This window comes from Nocardiopsis sp. NPDC006139, from assembly GCF_040614155.1.
In the GTDB taxonomy this organism is placed as follows: Bacteria; Actinomycetota; Actinomycetes; order Streptosporangiales; family Streptosporangiaceae; genus Nocardiopsis; species Nocardiopsis changdeensis.
This window is the reverse complement of record NZ_JBEXTT010000027.1, coordinates 59,124-78,001: the sequence shown is the minus strand read 5'-3', so window position 1 is coordinate 78,001 and position 18,878 is coordinate 59,124. Positions and strand designations below refer to the sequence as shown.

Sequence of the window (18,878 nt, the reverse complement as noted above, 5' to 3'; positions counted from 1 at the left end):
AGGAGAAGCGATGCTGGCCGCCCAACGGCAGGAGCTGATCCTCGAACGGATCCGGAGCACCGGCGCGGTCCGGGTCGCGGACCTGGTCGAGAGCCTCGCGGTGTCGGACATGACCGTCCGCCGCGACCTGGACGCCCTGGAGGCGCGGGGCGCCCTGCGCAAGGTGCACGGCGGAGCCGTCGCCCGGGCCCGCACCGAGGAGCCCGGGTTCGCCGCCAAGTCCGCCCTCCAGGGGGACGAGAAGCGCGCGATCGCCCGCGCCGTCGCCGGGCTCGTACCCCCGCACGCGGCGGTCGGGCTGTCCGGCGGCACCACCACCGCGCTGGTCGCCGAGCACCTGGTCGACACCCCGGGGCTGACCGTCGTCACCAACTCCCTGCCGGTGGCCGAGGTGTTCCACCGGGCCGCGCGCCCGGACCGGACGGTCGCCCTCACCGGCGGCTTCCGCACCCCCTCCGACGCGCTGGTCGGCCCGCTGGCGCTCGCCTCCATCCAGGGGCTGAACCTGGACCTGCTCGTCCTGGGCGTGCACGGCATGCAGGAGCGCGCCGGGTTCACCACGCCCAACCTCCTGGAGGCCGAGACCGACCGGGCCCTGGTGGAGGCGGCGGGGACCCTCGTGGTGGCCGCCGACCACAGCAAGTGGGGCACCGTTGGCATCAGCACCATCGTGCCCCTGGACCGCTGCGACGTGCTCGTCACCGACGACGGGCTCGACCCGCGGGCCCGCGAGGTGCTCGGCGAGCGCGTGGGCCGCCTCGTCCTCGCCGGGGTCCGCGCCCCGCAGACGGAGAAGGAGGACCCGGCATGAGCCGGACCGCCGCCGACGGCGTCCGCGTCACCCCGGCCAGGCTGGCCGACGGGCGCGAGATCGTGTACTTCGACGAGGACGGCGCCCCGCCCCGCGTCCCCGAGCCCGACCGGCGCGACCTGCCGCCCCTCTCCACGGCCTCGGAGCTGCGCTTCGACCCGCTGCTGCGCGAGTGGGTGGTCATCGCCTCCCACCGCCAGGGCCGCACCCACATGCCGGCCGCCGACGCCTGCCCGCTGTGCCCGTCCACGGCCGACCGCGCCACCGAGGTCCCCGCCGGCGACTACGACGTGGTGGTGTTCGAGAACCGCTTCCCCTCCCTGGCCGCGGACGGCGGCCGCGTCCTCGACGACGTCGGCGAGGTGGAGCGGTCCCGGCGTCCGGGCACCGGGCGCTGCGAGGTGGTGGTGTTCGGCCCCGACCACAACGCCTCCTTCGCCGACCTCACGCCCCGCCGGGTGCGCACCGTCCTGGAGGCGTGGACGCAGCGCACCCGCGCGCTGTCCGCCCTGCCCGGCACGGAGCAGGTGTACTGCTTCGAGAACCGGGGCGCGGAGATCGGGGTGACCCTGCCCCACCCGCACGGGCAGATCTACGCGCTCCCCTTCGTCACGCCGCGCACGCGGCGGATCCTGGACTCGGCACGGGCCCACCGCGAACGCACCGGCCGCGACCTGTTCGCCGACGTCCTGCACGCCGAACAGGAGGCGGGGCTGCGGGTGGTCGCCCGCGGCGAGCACTGGACGGCGTTCGTCCCGGCGGCCGCCCGCTGGCCGGTGGAGGTCCACTTCTACCCGCACCGCCCGGTGCCCGACCTGCCCTCCCTCACCGACGCCGAACGCGACGGCTTCGGACCGCTGTACCTGGACGTGCTGCGCCGGCTGGACCGCCTGTTCGGCCTGCCGCTGCCCTACATCTCGGCCTGGCACCAGGCCCCCGTGCGCACCGGCCGCGACCTGTCCCGGCTGCGCCTGGAGGTGTTCTCCGTGCGCCGCGCGCCCGACAGGCTCAAGTACCTGGCGGGGACCGAATCCGGCATGGGGGTGTTCGTCAACGACGTCGCGCCCGAGACCGTCGCCCGCCGCCTCAGGGAGGCCGCGCCGTGAGACCGACCCCCACCGCGGGCTCCGGGCCCGAGGAAAGCGCGGCGGCCGCCCCGCCACCCGGTTCCGCGCCCGGCCGCCCGGTCCCCGGCCGCCGCGACACCGCCCGGGAGCCGGCGTGAGCGCCGCGGCGCGGGGGTTCCGCGCGGCGTTCGGGTACGGCCCGGCCGGGGTGTGGCGGGCGCCGGGGCGCATCAACGTCATCGGCGAGCACACCGACTACAACGACGGGTTCGTGCTGCCCGTCGCCCTCCCCCACGCGGTGACGGTCGCGGCGGCGCCCCGCGCCGACGGGCGGCTGCGGTTCCGGTCCGCGCAGGCCCCGGAGGTCTTCGAGGCCGACGCCCTCCCGGAACCGGGGACCGTGGCGGGCTGGGCCGCGTACCCGGCGGGCGCGCTGTGGGCGCTGGCGGACACGGGGCGCCCCATGGGCGGCCTGGACCTGTACGTGGACGGGGACGTCCCCTCCGGGGCGGGCCTGTCCTCCTCCGCCGCCCTGGTGTGCGCGACCCTGCTCGCCGCCGCCGGGGACGCGCCCCCTGCCCCGGAGGAGACGGCCCGGCTGGCCCAGCGGGCCGAGAACGGCTTCGTCGGCATGCCCTGCGGGATCATGGACCAGTCGGCGTCGATGCTGGCCCGCGGGGGACACGCCCTGTTCCTGGACACCCGAACCCTGGCCGCCGAGCACGTGCCCTTCGACCCGGCCTCACACGGGCTGACCCTGCTGGTGGTGGACACCCGCGCCCCGCACCGGCTGGTGGACGGCGCCTACGCCGACCGCCGCCGCAGCTGCGAGGAGGCCGCCCGGCTGCTGGGGGTCCGCGCGCTGCGCGACGTCACCGACCTGCCCGGCGCGCTGGCCGCCCTGCCCGACGACCGCACCCGGCGCCGGGTGCGCCACGTGGTCACCGAGAACGCCCGGGTGCTGGAGGCCGTGGACCTGCTGCGGGCAGGTGCGGTGGCCGCGGTCGGACCGCTGCTGACCGCCTCGCACGCCTCCCTGCGCGACGACTACGAGGTGAGCGTCCCGGAGGTGGACACCGCCGTGGACGCCGCCCTGGCCGGGGGCGCGCTGGGCGCGCGCATCACCGGCGGCGGGTTCGGCGGCTGCGTGATCGCCCTGGTCGGGGCCGGGCGCGCCGACGCCTGCGCCGAGGCGGTCCGCGGCGCCTACAAGGAGCGCGGCTTCGCCGAGCCGGCGTTCTTCGCCACCGTCCCCTCCCCCGGCGCCCGCCGCCTCGCCTGAACCGGGTCCCTCCGGACCCGTCGGCGCTCACCGGTTCCCGACGGCTCGGGGGGCGACCGGGGAACGGGCCCCGGTCCCGGCCGGCTCAGGCGGGGAGGTCGGCCCCGGCCAGGATCTCCTCCAGCCCCTCGTGCGTGTAGTCGTCCACGATGAGGATCTCCGACTCCGGCAGCAGCCAGTAACGCTGCTCGAACCAGCGGAGGTCCTCCTCCGCCGTGCCCGCGCCCTCCGGGAAGCAGGGGACCGCCCACACCCGGTAGTGCGCCGTCCGCTCCCCCACCGGCGCCAGGCCGTCGGTCACCTCCTCGATCTCCCCCTCCCCGCGCAGCTCCGCCCCCGCCGGGCAGGTGTCGAGGCCGCCGCCCATGAAGGGCATCGACCCGTCCACGGGGGCCTGCCCCTGCCGGTAGGTGACGGCCTCGGGTCCCAGGAGCCGGACCGACGGGCAGTGGAACGTCTCCCCCTGCTCGTCCGCCGTGCAGTCGGCGTCGGCCTCGGGGGTCCGCAGGCTCACGTTCTCCGCTTCGATGGTCTCCCCGGTGGGGACGTACTCGAAGGAGTACGTCCGGCGCTCCACCCCCCAGTCCTCGGGGAGCTCCAGGGTCATCCCCCGGTAGGCCACCTCCTGGACCGGCTCCCCGCTCGGCTCGGGCTCGGAGGCCGCGGCCTCGACCACCGGCCCCTCCTCCTCGCGGTCCGCGTACCACTGGCCCGCGACCCAGGCGCCGGCCCCGACGAGCACCGTGATGGCGGCTCCGGCCGCCACCGTCTTGCCGATACCGGTCACCCCGCCGGCCGCGGCGCTCGCCGTGGCGGTCGCCGTCGTGGCCCCGCCGGTCGCCGTGCCCCCGGCCCCGGCGGCCGTTCCGGCCGCGGCGCCGCCGCCCGCCGCTCCGGTCGCCCCTGCCCCGGCCGCCGCCGATCCGGTGGCCGCGCCCAGCGCCCCGGCCACCGCGGCCCACCGGCCGAGCCCGCGCACGGCCTCGAACCCGGTCCAGGACGCGGCGAGCAGGACGCGCAGCCGGGTCCGCGGGTCCTGTTCCGGCGCGGTCCGGCCGAGCGCCAGCAGTTCCTCGAAGGCCTCGAACGCCGTCGGCCGCGCGTCCGGGTCGGGGGACAGCGCCCGCAGGACCAGCGGCAGCAGCTCGTCCGGCACCCCCTCCGCGTCCACCTCCCCGCGGCGGGTCCGGGCGAGCAGCGTCGCCGTGTCGCCCCGTCCGAACGGGCCGTGCCCGGTCGCCGCGTGGACCACCAGGCCGCCCCAGGCGAACACGTCCGCCTTGGGGGTCCCGACCTCCCCGGCCAGGCGCTCGGGCGCGATCCAGCCGGGGCTGCCGAACACCCCCTCCTCCGGGGAGGGGTCCTCGGTGAGGCGGGCGATGCCGAAGTCGAGCAGCTTCGGCCCGTCCGGCGAAAGGATGACGTTGGCGGGCTTGACGTCCCGGTGCGTGATCCCGGCGGCGTGCACCGCGGCCAGCGCCTCCGCGGTACCGGCGGCGAAGGCGAGCAGCCGTTCCCCGGACAGCGGTCCGAGCTGCGCCAGGTGGTCGGTGAGGGTGCGCCCGGTGACGAACTCGGTGGCCATCCACGGCCGCTCGGCCCCCGGGTCGGCGCCCAGGAACCGGGGCGCGCACTCGGCCGACACCCGGGCCAGCACCGCGGCCTCCCGGGCGAACTGCTCCCGGTAGACGGGGTCGGCGGCGTGCCGGTCGCGCACCACCTTCAGCGCCACGTGCTCCCCGTCACCGCCCAGGGCCCCGTAGACGGTGCCCATACCGCCCTCGCCGAGCAGGCCGACCAGGTGGAACGGGCCCACGACCAGTGGGTCCCCGGGTCGCAGGGGGTGGAAGCCGGTGGGCAGGGGAGGCTGCTGGCCGGGGTTCATCCGCTCGTCCTCCGGGGTGAGGGGGTATCCGACCCCTCATTATCCGCCGATCCGGCGGCCTGGACCCCGCCCCGCGCCATGGGAGCGCTTCCAGGAAGAATGGGCGGACGGCCACGAGACGGACGAAGGAGCGACACATGGGTCTGAGGTTCGGGCTGCTGGGCACCGGCCACTGGGCGGCCGAGACACAGGCGGCGGCGCTGGCCGCCCACCCGGGGGCGGAGCTGGTGGGGGTCTGGGGCCGGGCCCCGGAGAAGGCGGAGAAGGTCGCCGCCCGGTACGGCGCGCGGGCCTACGCCGACCTCGACGCGCTGCTGGAGGACGTGGACGCCGTGGCCGTGGCGCTGCCGCCGGACGTGCAGGCGGACCTGGCGCTGCGGGCGGCCCGCGCCGGAAAGCACCTGCTGCTGGACAAGCCGCTGGCGCTCACCACGGAGGCCGCCGACGCGGTCGTCGCCGAGGTCGAGGCGCGCGGGCTGGCCTCGGTGGTGTTCTTCACCAACCGCTTCTCCGACGGGATCGACGCCTTCGTGCGCGAATCCGCGGAGCGGGGCGGCTGGCAGGGGGTGCGGGCGACGCTGTTCGCGTCGATCTTCCGTCCGGGGAACCCCTACGGCGCCTCCCCGTGGCGCAGGGAGAAGGGCGGCCTGTGGGACGTGGGCCCGCACGTGCTGTCGGTGGTGCTGCCGGTGCTGGGGCCGGTGGAGGCCGTGGCCGCGATGGCCGGCCCCAATGACACCGTCCACCTGCTCACCCGCCACCGGAGCGGTGCCGTGGGCACGTTCTCGGTCACCCTGGACGCCCCGGAGAAGGCGCAGGGCTTCGAGGTGGTCCTGTTCGGCGAGGCGGGCCGGGCCGAGGTGCCGAATGGTGACAGGTCCGCGGTGGAGGCCTTCCAGGTGGCGGTCGACCGGCTGGCCGCCCAGGTGGAGGGGGCTCCCGGCGATCCTCTGGACGTGCGGTTCGGCCGCGAGGTGGTCGCGGTCCTGGAGGCCGCCGAGACCGCCCTGCGCGAGGGCCGGACGGTGGACGTGCCGAGGGCCGCCGGGTAGCCCCGGCGGCCCGAGCGGAAAAGATCGGGGTCGCCCTCCGGCTAGGGGGCGGCCCCCCTGGCGTTCTTGGCGTACATCCCGTCTGCGAGGTAGATGATCCCGGCCGCGACCAGGATCTGGACGATCAGGACGATGAGCCACATGGTCGTGAAGAAGCTGGCGATCCAACCGCCGATGAAGGCCGCCACGATGCCCAGGATCAGCGTCAGCCAGATGGGCAGGTGCTGCTTGCCCGGGACGACGAGTCTGCCGAGGGCTCCGATGATCAGACCCACGACGATCGCACTGATGATTCCGGTGATCTCCAATGTCCCTCCCAAGGGTCGGACACCCCCACCGTTCCCTCTCTCAGAGCGACGAATCCGTCACAAGCCCGAAGGAAAAGAACCTTTTATGCCTGGTTGGCGGTAATCCTTCTTCCCCAAGGAGGAATCAGCCCCAGCGCGGCGGCGGCCGGTCGGGGTCGAACCGGGCGTCGCGGAGGTTCCCGTTCCCGTCGAGATCGGACCGCCGGTGCGTGGGCTCGATCCCGCCCCTGCCCCACAGGTCTCCCAGGCCGGTGAACGCGAGCAGGGCCGCCAACAGCCACTTGCCCACCGGGGAGCGGCGCACCGGGCCGGCCGGGCGCAGGGCGGCGTAGACGACGGTGAACGGTGCCAGCGTGAGCGTTCCGAGCACCGCGGCCCCCACGACGGCGTCCGTCCCCCGGCCGGCGCCGATGCCCCAGGCCAGGGCGGCCGTCGCGAGCACGCTCAGGAACAGAGCCCACAGCACCCGGTGCCCGCCGACCCGCGCGGACAGCCCGCGGCCCAGCGCGCACAGCGGCTTGACCACGGCCCACAGCAGCAGCGGCCCCAGCGCCAGGCACAGCAGTACGAAGCCCGACACCTCGCCGGGGCCCATGTCCAGGCCGCCCGCCAGCGAGCCCGCGAGCAGGAAGAGCGCGACCGCGCCCCAGGCGAGGCCGTACACGGACAGGGCGATCCACCCCCGCAGCCGGGTGCCGAGACCGCCGGCGTACCCGGGTTCGGACGGCTCCCGCCGGCCACCGTCGTCCGCGCCCATCCGACCCCCTCTTCCCGCGCCCGCCGACCGGGCCGCACCAGGCTAACGACCCCGGCGGCGGCCGGAGAAGACCGCGTCCGTGACGGTCCGACCCCGGAGCGCCGTTCTGCCGTCCGCAGAAGGCGGGGGACGTCCCTCCCCCGCCCGCGGCGGCGGGCGTAGGCTGCGGGGAGGACCAGTGCGCATCCCGAGCACGAGACCGGAGGCCCCGATGACCGATGTCCTGCGCTCCCTGGACGAGGCCCGCAGGGGCGCCGACCGGGCCCCCGAGCCCGAGCCCCTGATGCGCGACCTCATCGGCGGCCTGCTGCGCCGGACCCGTGTCGAGCAGGGCCGGACCCTGCGCGAGGTGGCCGAGGACGCCCAGGTCTCGCTCCCGTACCTGTCCGAGATCGAACGCGGTCGCAAGGAGGCGTCCTCGGAGGTCCTGGCCGCGGTCTACCGCTCCCTGGGGCTGTCCCTCACCGACGTGCTGGCCGAACTCCACCGCGAGACGGTCATGGCGATACCGCGGCCGCTCGGCGGCCGGACCGGTTCCTACGCCCCGGCCGCCGCGCCCCGGGCGACGGCCTCCGTCTCCGTGCTGTCGGTGTCCCTGGCCGCCTGACCCCGCGCCGCCCGGTCGGGGCCGCGGCGCGGCCCCGACCGGCCCGGCTCACGCCGGGACCGCCTCCCGGGTGCTGATGACCGCGTCCACCAGCCCGTACTCCTTCGCCTGGTGGGCGGTGAAGATCTTGTCCCGGTCCGTGTCGGCCCGCAGCCGCTCCTGCGTCTGCCCGGTGTGCCGGGCCAGGATCTCCTCCACCTGGGAGCGGACCCGCAGGATCTCCGCCGCCTGGATCTCCAGGTCGGCGGCCACCCCCTGGCCCTCCCCCGAGGGCTGGTGCAGCAGCACCCGCGCGTGCTCCAGGGCCCGGCGCTTGCCGGGCGCCCCCGCGGCGAGCAGCACCGCGGCGGCCGACGCGGCCTGCCCCATGCACACCGTGGCGACGTCGGCGCGGACGAACCGCATGGTGTCGTAGATGGCCGTGAGGGCGGTGTTGGAGCCGCCCGGCGAGTTGATGTAGAGCTGGATGTCGGTGTCCGCGGACTCGTGGTCCAGGTGCAGCATCTGCGCCATCACCACGTTGGCGACGTCGTCGTCGATGGGCGTGCCCAGGAAGATGATCCGCTCCGACAGCAGCCGGCTGAACACGTCGAAGGACCGCTCGCCCCGGGGCGTGCGCTCGACGACCATGGGAACCGTGTAGCGCCCGCTCATCGCACGGCCTCCGCTTCGCTCCGGACGAACCCGGGGGCGCCCGCGCCCAGCCGGATGCCGGTGCCGTTGATCTCCGACAGGGACGTGACCACGTGGTCGACGAACCCGTACTCCTTGGCCTCCTGCGCGGTGAACCAGGCGTCCCGGTGCTGGTCGCGGGAGATGGTCTCCTCGCTCTGCCCGGTGTGCTCGGCGATGAGCCGGATCATCGTCTGCTTGGTGTGCGCCAGGTTCTCGGCCTGGATCGCGATGTCGGCGGCGGTGCCGCCGAGCCCGCCGGAGGGCTGGTGCATCATGATGCGGGCGTGCGGCAGGCTGTACCGCTTGCCGTGGGTCCCGGTGCAGGCCAGGAACTGCCCCATGCTCGCCGCGAACCCCATGACCAGGGTGGACACGTCGTTGGGCACGAAGTTCATGGTGTCGTAGATGGCCAGTCCGGCGGAGACGACGCCGCCGGGGCTGTTGATGGCCAGGGTGATGTCCTTGTGCGGGTCCTCGTCGGCGAGCAGCAGGATCTGCGCGCAGACCCGGTTGGCGCTGGTCTCGTCGACCTGGGTGCCCAGCAGCACGATGCGGCTGCGCAGCAGGCGGGCGGACAGCTGGTCGTCGAACGCCCCGCCCTCGCCCTCGTGCGCGGCCCTGGTTCGGGTCATCGGCATGGAGTGGCCCCTTCCCTTCCCGGCCACTGGCGCGGATCCCTCGCCCGCACCGGCCGTGTCTCCACACTGCGCGGCGGGCCGCAACGGCCGCCACTGTTTCGGCCTGTGGCAGATCTGCCGACGGCAGACCGTAAGGGCAGGTGAATGGGAACGGAAGGAGAGGCCGGAAAGGAACGCCCGGATATCCCGGGCCGCCCCTCAGGCGTCGTCCACGGCCTCGCGCAGATCGCGTAGCAGCTCCAGGACGACGGGGCGCAGGGAGGGCCGGATCGCCTCGAACACGCGCCTCTGTTTGGCCTCCATGTTGCGGCGGCGGTGGGCGAGCACTTTCTCACCCTCCTCGGTGATGGCCACCACCGTGCTCCGTTCGTCCCGCTCCGACCTGCGGCGCGCCATCATGCCCTTGCGTTCGAGCTGTTGGATCATGCGAGTGGCGGAGGGGGAGGAGACCCCCACCACCTGGGCCACCGCACCTACGCTGGGGTTGTCCAGCCCGCGGACGGCTTCCATGAGGAGGGCCTGGGTGAGGGTGAGGTCGTCGGCTCCCCGGGGCCCGTGTCCGCTGCGGGAACGGGCGTGGATCGCCGCGTTGATCAGCTCCGTCCAGGCGCGCTGGAACTCCTCGAGCCCGACATGGCGCTCGGGACCGACACCTTCGGACTCGCGGGTGCGCTCGGCCGCGGCGCCGCTGTCGGAGGCACAGAGCCGCTCGGCGCCGGGCTCAAGGGTCTCGTCGGACACGAAACGTTCCTCGCAGGCTGGACGGGCACCGCGGGGCCGGTCCGGTCCGCGCGGTGGTTTGACGTTTGTGTAGTCTAGCTATTAAATAGCCTGTGCACACAAGTTACGTAGATCCTTGCCCCCTCACACCGTAGTGACACCCCGTCCACGCATCCGGTTGTGGGCGAATCGGTCTGCTGCTGGGGGCAGCGGACGTCCGCCCGAAACGCCGGGCGGGCCCGGACCAATCCGGGAGGGGCGCATTGACAACAGTGCTGATCGCGCATTTCATCGCAGCGGCGATCGCGCCCTTACTGGTCCGACTGTGGGGCCGTAACGCGTTCCTCGCTCTGGCCGTCGTGCCCGGTGCCGCCACCGTCTGGGCCCTCTTCCAGCTCCCCACCATCCTCGGCGGCGGGGCGCTCTCCGGATCCGTCGAATGGGCCCCCGCGTTCTCCCTGCGGCTGGGCCTGCACATGGACGTCCTCGGCCTGGTGATGACCCTCATCGCCGCCGGTGTGGGCACCCTGATCCTGATCTACTGCGCGCGCTACTTCAGCGACTCCGAGCCCGGCCTGGGCAGGTTCGCGGGCGTGTTCGTCGCCTTCGCCGGGGCCATGCTCGGCCTCGTCCTGGCCGACGACCTCATCCAGCTGTTCGTGTACTGGGAGCTGACCACGGTCTTCTCCTACCTGCTCATCGGGCACAGCACGGAGCTGAAGGAGAGCCGCCGCTCGGCCATGACGGCCCTGACCGTCACGACCTTCGGCGGGCTCACCATGCTCGTCGGCATGATCGTGCTCGGCGAGACCGCCGGGACCTACGTCATCTCCGAGATCGTCGCCGCTCCCCCCGAGGGCGTCCTCGTCGAGGTGGCCCTGGGCCTGATCATGGTCGGCGCGATGTCCAAGTCCGCCCTGTTCCCCTTCAGCCTGTGGCTCCCCGCCGCCATGCGCGCGCCCACGCCGGTCTCCGGCTACCTGCACGCGGCGGCGATGGTCAAGGCGGGCGTCTACCTGGTCGCCCGCCTCACCCCGGCGTTCCCCGACTCCGCCGTGTGGACCTCGATGGCCCTGGGCTTCGGCGTGCTCACCATGGTCCTGGGCGGCTGGAAGGCGCTGCGCCAGTACGACCTCAAGCTGGTCCTGGCCTACGGCACCATCAGCCAGCTCGGCTTCCTCATCGCCCTGCTGGGCACCGGCACCCGGGCCGCCGCCCTGGCCGGCATCTCCATGCTCATCGCGCACTCGCTGTTCAAGGCCCCCCTGTTCCTCGTGGTCGGCATCATCGACCACGGCACCGGGACCCGCGACCTGCGCGAGCTGTCGGGCCTGCGCAAGTCCATGCCGGGCACCTTCTGGACGTCGGTGCTGGCCCTGGCCTCCATGGCCGGGCTGCCGCCCATGCTGGGCTTCGCCGCCAAGGAGCTGGCCTTCGGCGCCTACGAGGGCGGCGTCGCCGACACCGTCGTGCTCGTCGGCATGGTCGTCGGCTCCACGCTCACGGTCGCCTACACCCTGCGCTTCCTGTGGGGCGCGTTCTTCGACAAGCCGGACGTGGCGCCCACCCCGGTGCACGGCCCCGGGCCGCTGTTCCTGGCCCCCGCGGCGCTGATGGCGGGCCTGAGCCTGCTCGGCGGACCGCTCTCGCACTGGATCGACCCGCTGCTCGCGCTGTACGCCGACTCCGTTCCGCTCGCGCCCGGCGCCTACGAGACGCACCTGGCCCTGTGGCACGGCTTCGAGCTGCCGCTGCTGCTGTCCGCGGTCTGCCTCGCCGGCGGCTTCCTGCTGTTCCGGGTCCGCAGCGCGGTCGTCTGGATCGGCACCCGCGCCTCGGTGGTCGACCCCGACCGGGTCTACCGGCGGATGCTCGCCGGGCTGGAGAACCTGGCCCTCCAGGTCACCGGTAGCACCCAGCGCGGTTCGCTGCCGGTCTACCTCGGCACCATCCTGGTCAGCCTGGTCGTCGCGGCCGGGTACTGGGTCATCACCGAGCCCATCTGGGACGGCGACTACCCGCCGGTCCGCCTGTGGGACACGCCGATCCAGGTCATCCCGGCCGTGATCATCGCCGCCACCGCCCTGCTGACCCTGTTCATGCGGCGGCGCCTGTTCGCGGTGATCCTCGTCGGCACCGGGGGTTACGGCATGGCGGCCATGTTCTACCTGCTGGGCGCCCCGGACCTCGCGCTCACCCAGTTCCTGGTCGAGACCGTCAGCCTGGTGGTCTTCGTCCTGGTGCTGCGCCGCTTCCCCAGCCACTTCTCGGCGCCCGCGCTCAAGGGCCGCCGGGCGTGGAACCTGGCCATCGGCGTCTCCACCGGCACCCTGGTCGCCGCCATGACCTGGTTCGCCCTGGCGGGCCGCCAGGAGACGTCGATCTCCGAGCTGTACCCGGAGGCCGCCAAGGAGGCCGGCGGCTACAACATCATCTCCGTTCTGCTGGTGGACGTCCGCGCCTGGGACACCATGGGCGAGATCTCCGTGCTCGTCGCCGCGGCCGCCGGTGTGGCCAGCCTGATGTTCGTCCGCCGCACCCAGCCGCGCAAGGCGCCCGGCGGGGTGATGGCCGTGTCGGTCACGTCCGCGGGCCAGGAGCCCGCCGAGGGCCGGACCCGGATCGACCTGGGCGGGCTGCGGATGGCCCCGGCGAGCCTGCACGTCAAGCCCCAGTGGAACCACACCTGGCTCCCGGGCGCGGACGCGCTGCCCACCGAGCGCCGGTCGGTCATCTTCGAGGTGGTCTCGCGCTTCCTGTTCCCGGTGGTCATGGTGATCTCCGTGTACCTGCTGCTGACCGGGCACGGTGCGATCGGCGGCGGCTTCGCGGGCGGCATCGTCGCCGGCCTGGCGTTCATCGTCCGGTACCTGGCGGGCGGCCGGTACGAGCTGTACAACACCGCGTGGGTGCAGCCCGGCGTGCTGATCGGCCTGGGCCTGGCCATCTCCACGGGCGTCGCGATCGGCGGCGCGATCTTCGGCGACGAGGTCCTCGCAGGCGGGGACTTCTACGTGAACCTGTGGATCCTGGGCGAGCCGCACATCACCGTGTCCCTCTTCTTCGACATCGGGGTGTACCTGCTGGTCATCGGCCTGATCCTGGACATCCTGCGCAGTCTCGGCGCCCGCATCGACGAGCAGATCGAGCGGGACGCGGCCCGGGCCCGGGCGACCGCCCGGCCCGGCGCCCCCGAGCCCGTCGAGGAGGTCACCTCGTGAACGATTCGCCCAGCCTCACCCTCGTCCTGCTGATCGGCGTGCTCGTCGCGGTCGGGGTGGTGCTCCTGCTGGAGCGCAGCCTCAGCCGGGTGCTGCTCGGCTTCATCGTGCTCAGCAACGGCGTCAACCTGATGATCCTGGCCATGGCCGGGACCATGGGCGGGCCCCCGGTGCTGTGGTTCAGCGAACCGCACGAGATGACCGACCCGCTGCCGCAGGCGATGATCCTGACGGCCATCGTCATCACCCTGGGGGTGACGGCGTTCCTGCTCGCCATGGCCTACCGGAGCTGGCAGCTGGAGGGCAACGACGAGGTCCAGGACGACGCCGAGGACCTCCGGATCGTCCAGGGCGAGGGCCGCCGCGCGCTGCGCCGGCGCTTCGTGCGCGAGCGCCGCCGCCTCAAGGCCGACATCCGGCGCCAGCGGGCGGAGCTCCAGGCGACCATCGCCGCGGCCGACGCCCAGGAGCTGGCCGAGCAGGCCCGCATCAAGGCCGAGATCGCCCGCGCCCAGGCCGAGCTGGCCCGCTACGAGGTCGAGGTCGAGGAGAGCGGGATCGATGAGCAGTCCCAGGAGACCATGCGCCGGCTCAGCGACCGGGCGGAGACCATGACCGCCCAGGTGCAGGAGCTGCGCGGACGCATCCGCCTGGGCCGCAGGCGGCTGCGCGAGCACCGCCGGGCCGACCGGGCCGCCGAACGCGAGCTGTGGCGCGAGCTGCGCCGCCGCGTGCGGGCCCAGCGCCGCCAGGCCGCCCAGACCATGCGGGCCGAGCGCGAGCGCCTGGCCCGCGCCGAGGACAGCGACCTGCAGGGGAGTGACTGAGCATGAGCTGGGACTACTTCGCGGGTCTCATCCACTACCTCATCCCGCTCCCGGTGGTGGTGCCGCTGTTCGCGGCCGGCGCCAAGCTGGCCATGGGCAGCCGCTGGCCCAAGGTCCAGCAGTGGCTGAGCATCATCGCGCTGACGTTCGTGCTGTTCGTCGGGTTCGTCCTGATGCTCGGCGCGGACGCCCTGGGCCCTCAGGTCGTGCAGGTGGGCGGCTGGGACGCGCCGATCGGCATCACCCTGGTGGCGGACCGGCTGTCCGCGCTCATGGTGACGGTGTCGTCGGCGATCACCCTGGCCGTGCTGGTGTACTCCATCGGTCAGGGAATGGCCAGCCGGGCCGAGGTGGCGCCGCTGTCGGTGTACCAGCCCACGTACCTGATCCTGGTCGCCGGCGTCTCCAACGCCTTCCTCGCCGGAGACCTGTTCAACCTGTACGTCGGCTTCGAGATCCTGCTGACCGCCAGCTACGTGCTGCTGACCCTGGGCGGGACGCAGTCGCGCATCCGGGCGGGCGCCATCTACGTGGTGGTGTCCCTGCTGTCGTCGGTGCTGTTCCTCATCGCGATCGCGCTGACCTTCGGCGCGACCGGCACCGTCAACATGGCCCAGCTCGCCGAGCGGCTGCCGGAGCTGGACGGGCACCTCAAGATCGTGCTCCAGGTGATGCTGCTCTTCGCGTTCGGCATCAAGGCCGCGGTGTTCCCGCTGGCCGCCTGGCTCCCCGACTCCTACCCGACGGCCCCGGCCCCGGTCACCGCGGTGTTCGCGGGCCTGCTCACCAAGGTCGGCGTGTACGCCATCATCCGCGCGCACACGCTCTTCTTCCCGGGCGAGGACCTGAACAACCTGCTCATGTGGGTGGCGCTGGCGACCATGATCATGGGCATCCTGGGCGCCGTGGCGCAGACGGACATCAAGCGTCTGCTGTCGTTCACGCTGATCAGCCATATCGGGTACATGGTGTTCGGGGTGGGGCTGGGCAGCCAGCTGGGCCTGGCCGGCGCGGTGTTCTACATCGCCCACCACATCACGGTGCAGACCACGCTGTTCCTGATCACCGGTCTGATCGAGCGCCGAGGGGGGTCCACGAACCTGGACGACCTGGGCGGCCTGATCCGGATCGCGCCGCTGCTGGCCGTGCTGTTCTTCGTCCCGGCGATGAACCTGGGCGGCATCCCGCCGCTGTCGGGCTTCCTGGGCAAGATCGGCCTGCTCCAGGCCGGTGTGCAGGCGGGCACCCCGCTGGCCTACCTGCTGGTGGGCGCGTCGGTGCTGACCAGCCTGCTGACCCTGTACGTGATCGCCCGGGTGTGGAACTACGCGTTCTGGCGTGCGCCCTCCGAGGGCAAGGTCGCCGACCCCGGGACCGTGCTGGAGGACACCGAGGCCGACGACTCCTCGACCGCGGCCCTGGGCCCGGGCGAGGCCGTGGGCCCGTCCTCCCGCATCGGCGGCACGACCACGGTGTCCACCCCCCTGGTGACCTCGGTGGCCCTGCCCAAGACCATGGTCGGCGCCACGATCGCCCTGGTGGTGTTCGGCCTGGCCCTGACGGTGTTCGCGGGCCCGCTGATCACCTACTCCGCGGAGGCGGCCACGGAGCTGCTGGCCCGCACCCCCTACATCGAGGCCGTCCTGGGAGGTGACCGCTGATGGACCGGCGCACCGCGAAGAAGGTCGGGGCGATGGCGCTGCGGCGGCGCCTGGGCAAGGTCCAGGTCCCCGTGGCGCTGGGCATGACCCTGGTCTGGCTGCTGCTGTTCAACGGGTTCCAGTGGCGCTGGGAGTCGCTGGGCCTGTTCGTGCTGGGCTTCCTGGTGTCGGTGGCGATCATGCTGGTGTTCCCGCTGCCGCCGATCGTCCCGGGGTTCCGCTTCCGCCCGCTCCCCCTGGCGCACCTGGTCCTGCACGTCGTGGGGAAGATGTTCACGGCGAGCCTCCAGGTGACCCGCCAGGTGTTCTCACCCGGTGAGGTGCGCAGCTCGGTGGTGGCCGTGCCGATGCGCACGCAGTCGGACCTGATGCTGGTGTGCACCGCCATCGCCAGTTCGATCATCCCGGGCACGGTCATCGTCGAGGTCTCGCGCGACGAGTGGATCCTGTACGTCCACGTGCTGGGCGCGGCCGACGAGGAGGGCGTGGAGACGGGGATCCGGGACGTCATGGTCCTGGAACGGCTCCTCGTCCGGGCCCTCGGCACCCGTGAGGACATCCAGGCCCTGGAGGCGGCGTCGCCCTCCGGGAAGGAGAGCGCATGAACACCCTGTGGACCGTCATCGCCGTCCTGCTCGCCCTCGCGTCCCTGCTGAGCATGGTGCGCCTGCTGCTGGGCCCGAGCATCCTGGACCGGGCGCTCTCGGTGGACGTGCTGCTCGCCTCGGCGCTGGTCGGCCTGGGCGCCTACGCCGCGTTCCACCGCGACCCCACGGTCCTGCCGACCCTGATGGTGCTGTCGCTGGTGGGCTTCGTGGCGACGATCAGCATCGCGAAGTTCGTCGCCCGCCGCCCGGAGGAGCACGTGTCCACCCCGACCGACGTCGTCCACCCGGTCCCGGGTGCCCCGTCGGCCGACGAGGAAGGAGGGCGCCCGTGAGCGAGGAACTCGTCACGGTCCTCGACTGGATCGCGATCCTGTGCCTGTTGGCGGGGGCCCTGCTGTCGGTCGTGGCCGCGGTGGGCCTGATCCGCTTCCCCGACCTGCTGTCCCGGATGCACACCGCGGCCAAGCCGCAGGTGCTGGGGATGCTGCTGGTGCTGGTGGGGATCGGGCTGCGCCTGGTGCCGGTGGAGGAGACCAACGTGTTCAACGTCGGGACCCTGCTGCTGGTGGGCCTGTTCCAGATCGTCACGATCCCGGTGGCCGGGCACATCGCCGCCCGGGTGGGCTACCGTACCGGGCGCATCCGCGAGGACCTGCTGGTCCACGACGAACTCGGCGAGCGCTTGGCGCGCAAGCGCGAGGAGGACGCCGCCCGGTCGGCGGAGTAAGGACCGTACGCGGACGGGCCCGGGGGTGGTCCCCCGGGCCCGCCGCTCCCTCCCCTCGGGGAACGGGCCGTCCCGGACGGCGGTCCGGGCGGCGCCGTGGTCGGTCACGGGAGGCGCTCGGCCTCCGTGTCGGTCATCAGCCGGGAGCGGATGAGGAACCGGTTCCCGGTCGGCGCCTCCAGCGAGAACCCCGCCCCGCGCCCAGGGACGACGTCGATGGTCAGGTGGGTGTGGCTCCACAGTTCGAACTGGGAGCGGGACATCCACACCGGCACCGGCTCGGGCGTCCCCGGGTCCAGGTCGCCCAGGTGCACGTCCGAGGCCCCGGTGCGGAACTCCCCGGCCGGGTAGCACATGGGCGAGCTGCCGTCGCAGCACCCGCCGGACTGGTGGAACATCAGCGGCCCGTGCTCGGCCCGCAGCTCGCGGAGCAGGGCGGCGGCCGCGTCGGTGACGGCCACCCGCTCCACGTCGGCCCCGGCGTCCATCAGAAGAACCCCAGCGCCTCGTCGGAGTAGCTGACCAGCAGGTTCTTGGTCTGCTGGTAGTGGTCGAGCATCATCTTGTGGTTCTCGCGCCCGATCCCGGACTGCTTGTAGCCGCCGAACGCGGCGTGCGCCGGGTAGGCGTGGTAGTTGTTCACCCACACCCGGCCCGCCTGGATGTCGCGGCCCGCCCGGTAGGCGGTGTTGCCGTCGCGGGACCACACGCCCGCGCCGAGGCCGTACAGGGTGTCGTTGGCGGTCTTGATCGCGTCGGCGTAGCCCTCGAACCGGGTCACCGACACCACCGGCCCGAAGATCTCCTCCTGGAAGACGCGCATGGTGTTGTCGCCCTCGAACACGGTCGGGGCCACGTAGTACCCGCCGGACAGGGACCCGCCCGGGTCGACGCGCTCGCCCCCGGCGAGGACCTTGGCGCCCTCCTGCCGGCCGATGTCGATGTAGGACAGGATCTTCTCCAGCTGGTCGTTGCTGGCCTGGGCGCCGACCATGGTCTCGGTGTCCAGCGGGTCGCCCTGCTTGATGCGGCCGACCCGCTCCAGGGCGTCGCCCAGGAAGGAGTCGTAGATGGACGACTGGATCAGCGCCCGGGAGGGGCAGGTGCACACCTCGCCCTGGTTGAGCGCGAAGAGCGTGAAGCCCTCCTGGGCCTTGTCGTAGTAGGAGTCGCGGGCCGCGGCCACGTCCTCGAAGAAGATGTTGGGGCTCTTGCCGCCCAGCTCCAGGGTGACCGGGATGAGGTTCTCCGAGGCGTACTGCATGATCAGGCGCCCGGTGGTGGTCTCGCCGGTGAAGGCGACCTTGCGCACCCGCGGGCTGCTCGCCAGCGGCTTGCCCGCCTCCACGCCGAACCCGTTGACGATGTTGAGCACGCCGGGCGGCAGCAGGTCGCCGATGAGCTCGGCCAGGAGCAGGATCGACGCCGGGGTCTGCTCGGCGGGCTTGAGCACGACGGCGTTGCCCGCGGCCAGCGCGGGCGCCAGCTTCCAGGTGGCCATGAGCAGCGGGAAGTTCCACGGGATGATCTGGCCGACCACGCCCAGCGGTTCCTGGAAGTGGTAGGCGACGGTGTCCCCGTCGATCTGGGAGGTGTGGCCCTCCTGGGCGCGCACGGCCCCGGCGAAGTAGCGGAAGTGGTCGACGGCCAGCGGCAGGTCCGCGGCCAGGCACTCGCGGACCGGCTTGCCGTTCTCCCAGGATTCGGCGACGGCGAGGCGCTCCAGGTTCTCCTCGATGCGGTCGGCGATCCTGTTGAGGACCACGGCGCGCTCGGCCGCGGAGGTGCGGCCCCAGGCGGGGGCGGCCCCGTGGGCGGCGTCGAGGGCGAGCTCGATGTCCTCGGCGGTGCCGCGCGCCACCTCGGTGAAGACCTGGCCGGTGGCGGGGGCGGGGTTCTCGAAGTAGCGGCCCTTGACGGGCTTGACCCACTCGCCGCCGATCCAGTTCTCGTAGCGGGGGGCGTACTCCACGACGCTGCCGGGCTGTCCGGGGGGAGCGTACACGACCATGGTGAGCCTCCTTCTGCGCCG

The 18,878-nt window shown here is 73.3% G+C and carries 19 protein-coding genes; 11 read left to right on the top strand and 8 right to left on the bottom strand.

Translation table 11 applies throughout. The features are described from left to right. Window positions 1-10: 10 nt before the first annotated feature. The 3 genes from ABZ249_RS27970 (at window position 11) to galK (ending at window position 3,160) form a co-directional block, all read left to right on the top strand. Window positions 11-811, top strand: a complete 801-nt coding sequence (locus tag ABZ249_RS27970; protein WP_355268787.1) for a DeoR/GlpR family DNA-binding transcription regulator — start codon at window positions 11-13, stop codon at window positions 809-811. Beyond that, on the top strand, window positions 808-1,917 hold the full coding sequence (galT, locus tag ABZ249_RS27965; protein ID WP_355268785.1) for a galactose-1-phosphate uridylyltransferase: 1,110 nt from the start codon (window positions 808-810) through the stop codon (window positions 1,915-1,917). The genes ABZ249_RS27970 and galT overlap by 4 nt, the downstream gene beginning before the upstream one ends. Before the next feature lie 115 nt (window positions 1,918-2,032). Then, entirely contained in the window at window positions 2,033-3,160 is a 1,128-nt protein-coding gene (gene galK, locus ABZ249_RS27960; RefSeq protein WP_355268783.1) for a galactokinase, read from the top strand. 85 nt (window positions 3,161-3,245) lie between these two features. Here the strand turns inward: galK and ABZ249_RS27955 are convergent, their stop codons facing one another. Next, window positions 3,246-5,045 carry a serine/threonine-protein kinase gene (locus tag ABZ249_RS27955; RefSeq protein WP_355268781.1) on the bottom strand — a complete coding sequence of 600 codons (1,800 nt, stop codon included), beginning with the start codon at window positions 5,043-5,045 and terminating at the stop codon, window positions 3,246-3,248. A 137-nt stretch (window positions 5,046-5,182) separates the two neighbouring features. On the opposite strand from ABZ249_RS27955, the gene ABZ249_RS27950 reads away from it, so the two are divergent. After that, window positions 5,183-6,097, top strand: a complete 915-nt coding sequence (locus ABZ249_RS27950; RefSeq protein WP_355268779.1) for a Gfo/Idh/MocA family oxidoreductase — start codon at window positions 5,183-5,185, stop codon at window positions 6,095-6,097. A 41-nt stretch (window positions 6,098-6,138) separates the two neighbouring features. On the opposite strand, the gene ABZ249_RS27945 is transcribed toward ABZ249_RS27950, so the two are convergent. Together ABZ249_RS27945 and ABZ249_RS27940 are read right to left on the bottom strand one after the other, a co-directional pair. Beyond that, window positions 6,139-6,405 carry a GlsB/YeaQ/YmgE family stress response membrane protein gene (locus tag ABZ249_RS27945; RefSeq protein WP_355268777.1) on the bottom strand — a complete coding sequence of 89 codons (267 nt, stop codon included), beginning with the start codon at window positions 6,403-6,405 and terminating at the stop codon, window positions 6,139-6,141. 124 nt (window positions 6,406-6,529) lie between these two features. Then, entirely contained in the window at window positions 6,530-7,162 is a 633-nt protein-coding gene (locus ABZ249_RS27940; protein ID WP_355268775.1) for a hypothetical protein, read from the bottom strand. Between the two features lie 211 nt (window positions 7,163-7,373). On the opposite strand from ABZ249_RS27940, the gene ABZ249_RS27935 reads away from it, so the two are divergent. Continuing rightward, window positions 7,374-7,769 carry a helix-turn-helix transcriptional regulator gene (locus ABZ249_RS27935; protein ID WP_355268773.1) on the top strand — a complete coding sequence of 132 codons (396 nt, stop codon included), beginning with the start codon at window positions 7,374-7,376 and terminating at the stop codon, window positions 7,767-7,769. 48 nt (window positions 7,770-7,817) lie between these two features. Here the strand turns inward: ABZ249_RS27935 and ABZ249_RS27930 are convergent, their stop codons facing one another. From ABZ249_RS27930 to ABZ249_RS27920, 3 genes are all read right to left on the bottom strand, one after another. Beyond that, window positions 7,818-8,423, bottom strand: coding sequence for an ATP-dependent Clp protease proteolytic subunit (locus ABZ249_RS27930; RefSeq protein ID WP_220563544.1), 606 nt, complete (start codon window positions 8,421-8,423; stop codon window positions 7,818-7,820). Then, window positions 8,420-9,076: an ATP-dependent Clp protease proteolytic subunit gene (locus ABZ249_RS27925; protein WP_355268807.1), complete on the bottom strand. Its 657-nt coding sequence runs from the start codon at window positions 9,074-9,076 to the stop codon at window positions 8,420-8,422. The genes ABZ249_RS27930 and ABZ249_RS27925 overlap by 4 nt, the downstream gene beginning before the upstream one ends. 204 nt (window positions 9,077-9,280) lie before the next feature. Further along, the gene (locus ABZ249_RS27920; RefSeq protein WP_355268771.1) at window positions 9,281-9,823 is read right to left on the bottom strand and encodes a MarR family winged helix-turn-helix transcriptional regulator; all 543 of its coding nucleotides are present in this window, start codon (window positions 9,821-9,823) and stop codon (window positions 9,281-9,283) included. 251 nt (window positions 9,824-10,074) lie between these two features. Here ABZ249_RS27920 and ABZ249_RS27915 point away from each other — a divergent pair, with 251 nt between their 5' ends. From ABZ249_RS27915 to mnhG, 6 genes are read left to right on the top strand one after another with little or no spacing between them, the layout of a single operon-like run. Further along, window positions 10,075-13,023, top strand: a complete 2,949-nt coding sequence (locus ABZ249_RS27915; RefSeq protein ID WP_355268805.1) for a Na+/H+ antiporter subunit A — start codon at window positions 10,075-10,077, stop codon at window positions 13,021-13,023. Further along, entirely contained in the window at window positions 13,020-13,850 is an 831-nt protein-coding gene (locus tag ABZ249_RS27910; protein WP_220563546.1) for a Na(+)/H(+) antiporter subunit C, read from the top strand. Before ABZ249_RS27915 ends, ABZ249_RS27910 begins: the two co-directional genes overlap by 4 nt. Before the next feature lie 2 nt (window positions 13,851-13,852). Next, window positions 13,853-15,511 (top strand): Na+/H+ antiporter subunit D, encoded by a 1,659-nt coding sequence (locus tag ABZ249_RS27905; RefSeq protein WP_355268769.1) that lies wholly within the window; start codon window positions 13,853-13,855, stop codon window positions 15,509-15,511. Continuing rightward, window positions 15,511-16,116 carry a Na+/H+ antiporter subunit E gene (locus ABZ249_RS27900; protein ID WP_355268767.1) on the top strand — a complete coding sequence of 202 codons (606 nt, stop codon included), beginning with the start codon at window positions 15,511-15,513 and terminating at the stop codon, window positions 16,114-16,116. The genes ABZ249_RS27905 and ABZ249_RS27900 overlap by 1 nt, the downstream gene beginning before the upstream one ends. Continuing rightward, entirely contained in the window at window positions 16,113-16,451 is a 339-nt protein-coding gene (locus tag ABZ249_RS27895) for a monovalent cation/H+ antiporter complex subunit F (RefSeq protein WP_220563549.1), read from the top strand. Before ABZ249_RS27900 ends, ABZ249_RS27895 begins: the two co-directional genes overlap by 4 nt. Further along, window positions 16,448-16,846, top strand: coding sequence for a monovalent cation/H(+) antiporter subunit G (gene mnhG / locus ABZ249_RS27890; RefSeq protein ID WP_355268765.1), 399 nt, complete (start codon window positions 16,448-16,450; stop codon window positions 16,844-16,846). The genes ABZ249_RS27895 and mnhG overlap by 4 nt, the downstream gene beginning before the upstream one ends. A gap of 104 nt (window positions 16,847-16,950) precedes the next feature. Here mnhG and ABZ249_RS27885 read toward each other — a convergent pair whose 3' ends face one another. Both ABZ249_RS27885 and ABZ249_RS27880 read right to left on the bottom strand, forming a co-directional pair. After that, window positions 16,951-17,334 carry a DUF779 domain-containing protein gene (locus tag ABZ249_RS27885; protein ID WP_355268763.1) on the bottom strand — a complete coding sequence of 128 codons (384 nt, stop codon included), beginning with the start codon at window positions 17,332-17,334 and terminating at the stop codon, window positions 16,951-16,953. Further along, the gene (locus ABZ249_RS27880; protein WP_355268761.1) at window positions 17,334-18,857 is read right to left on the bottom strand and encodes an aldehyde dehydrogenase family protein; all 1,524 of its coding nucleotides are present in this window, start codon (window positions 18,855-18,857) and stop codon (window positions 17,334-17,336) included. The genes ABZ249_RS27885 and ABZ249_RS27880 overlap by 1 nt, the downstream gene beginning before the upstream one ends. Window positions 18,858-18,878 lie beyond the last annotated feature (21 nt).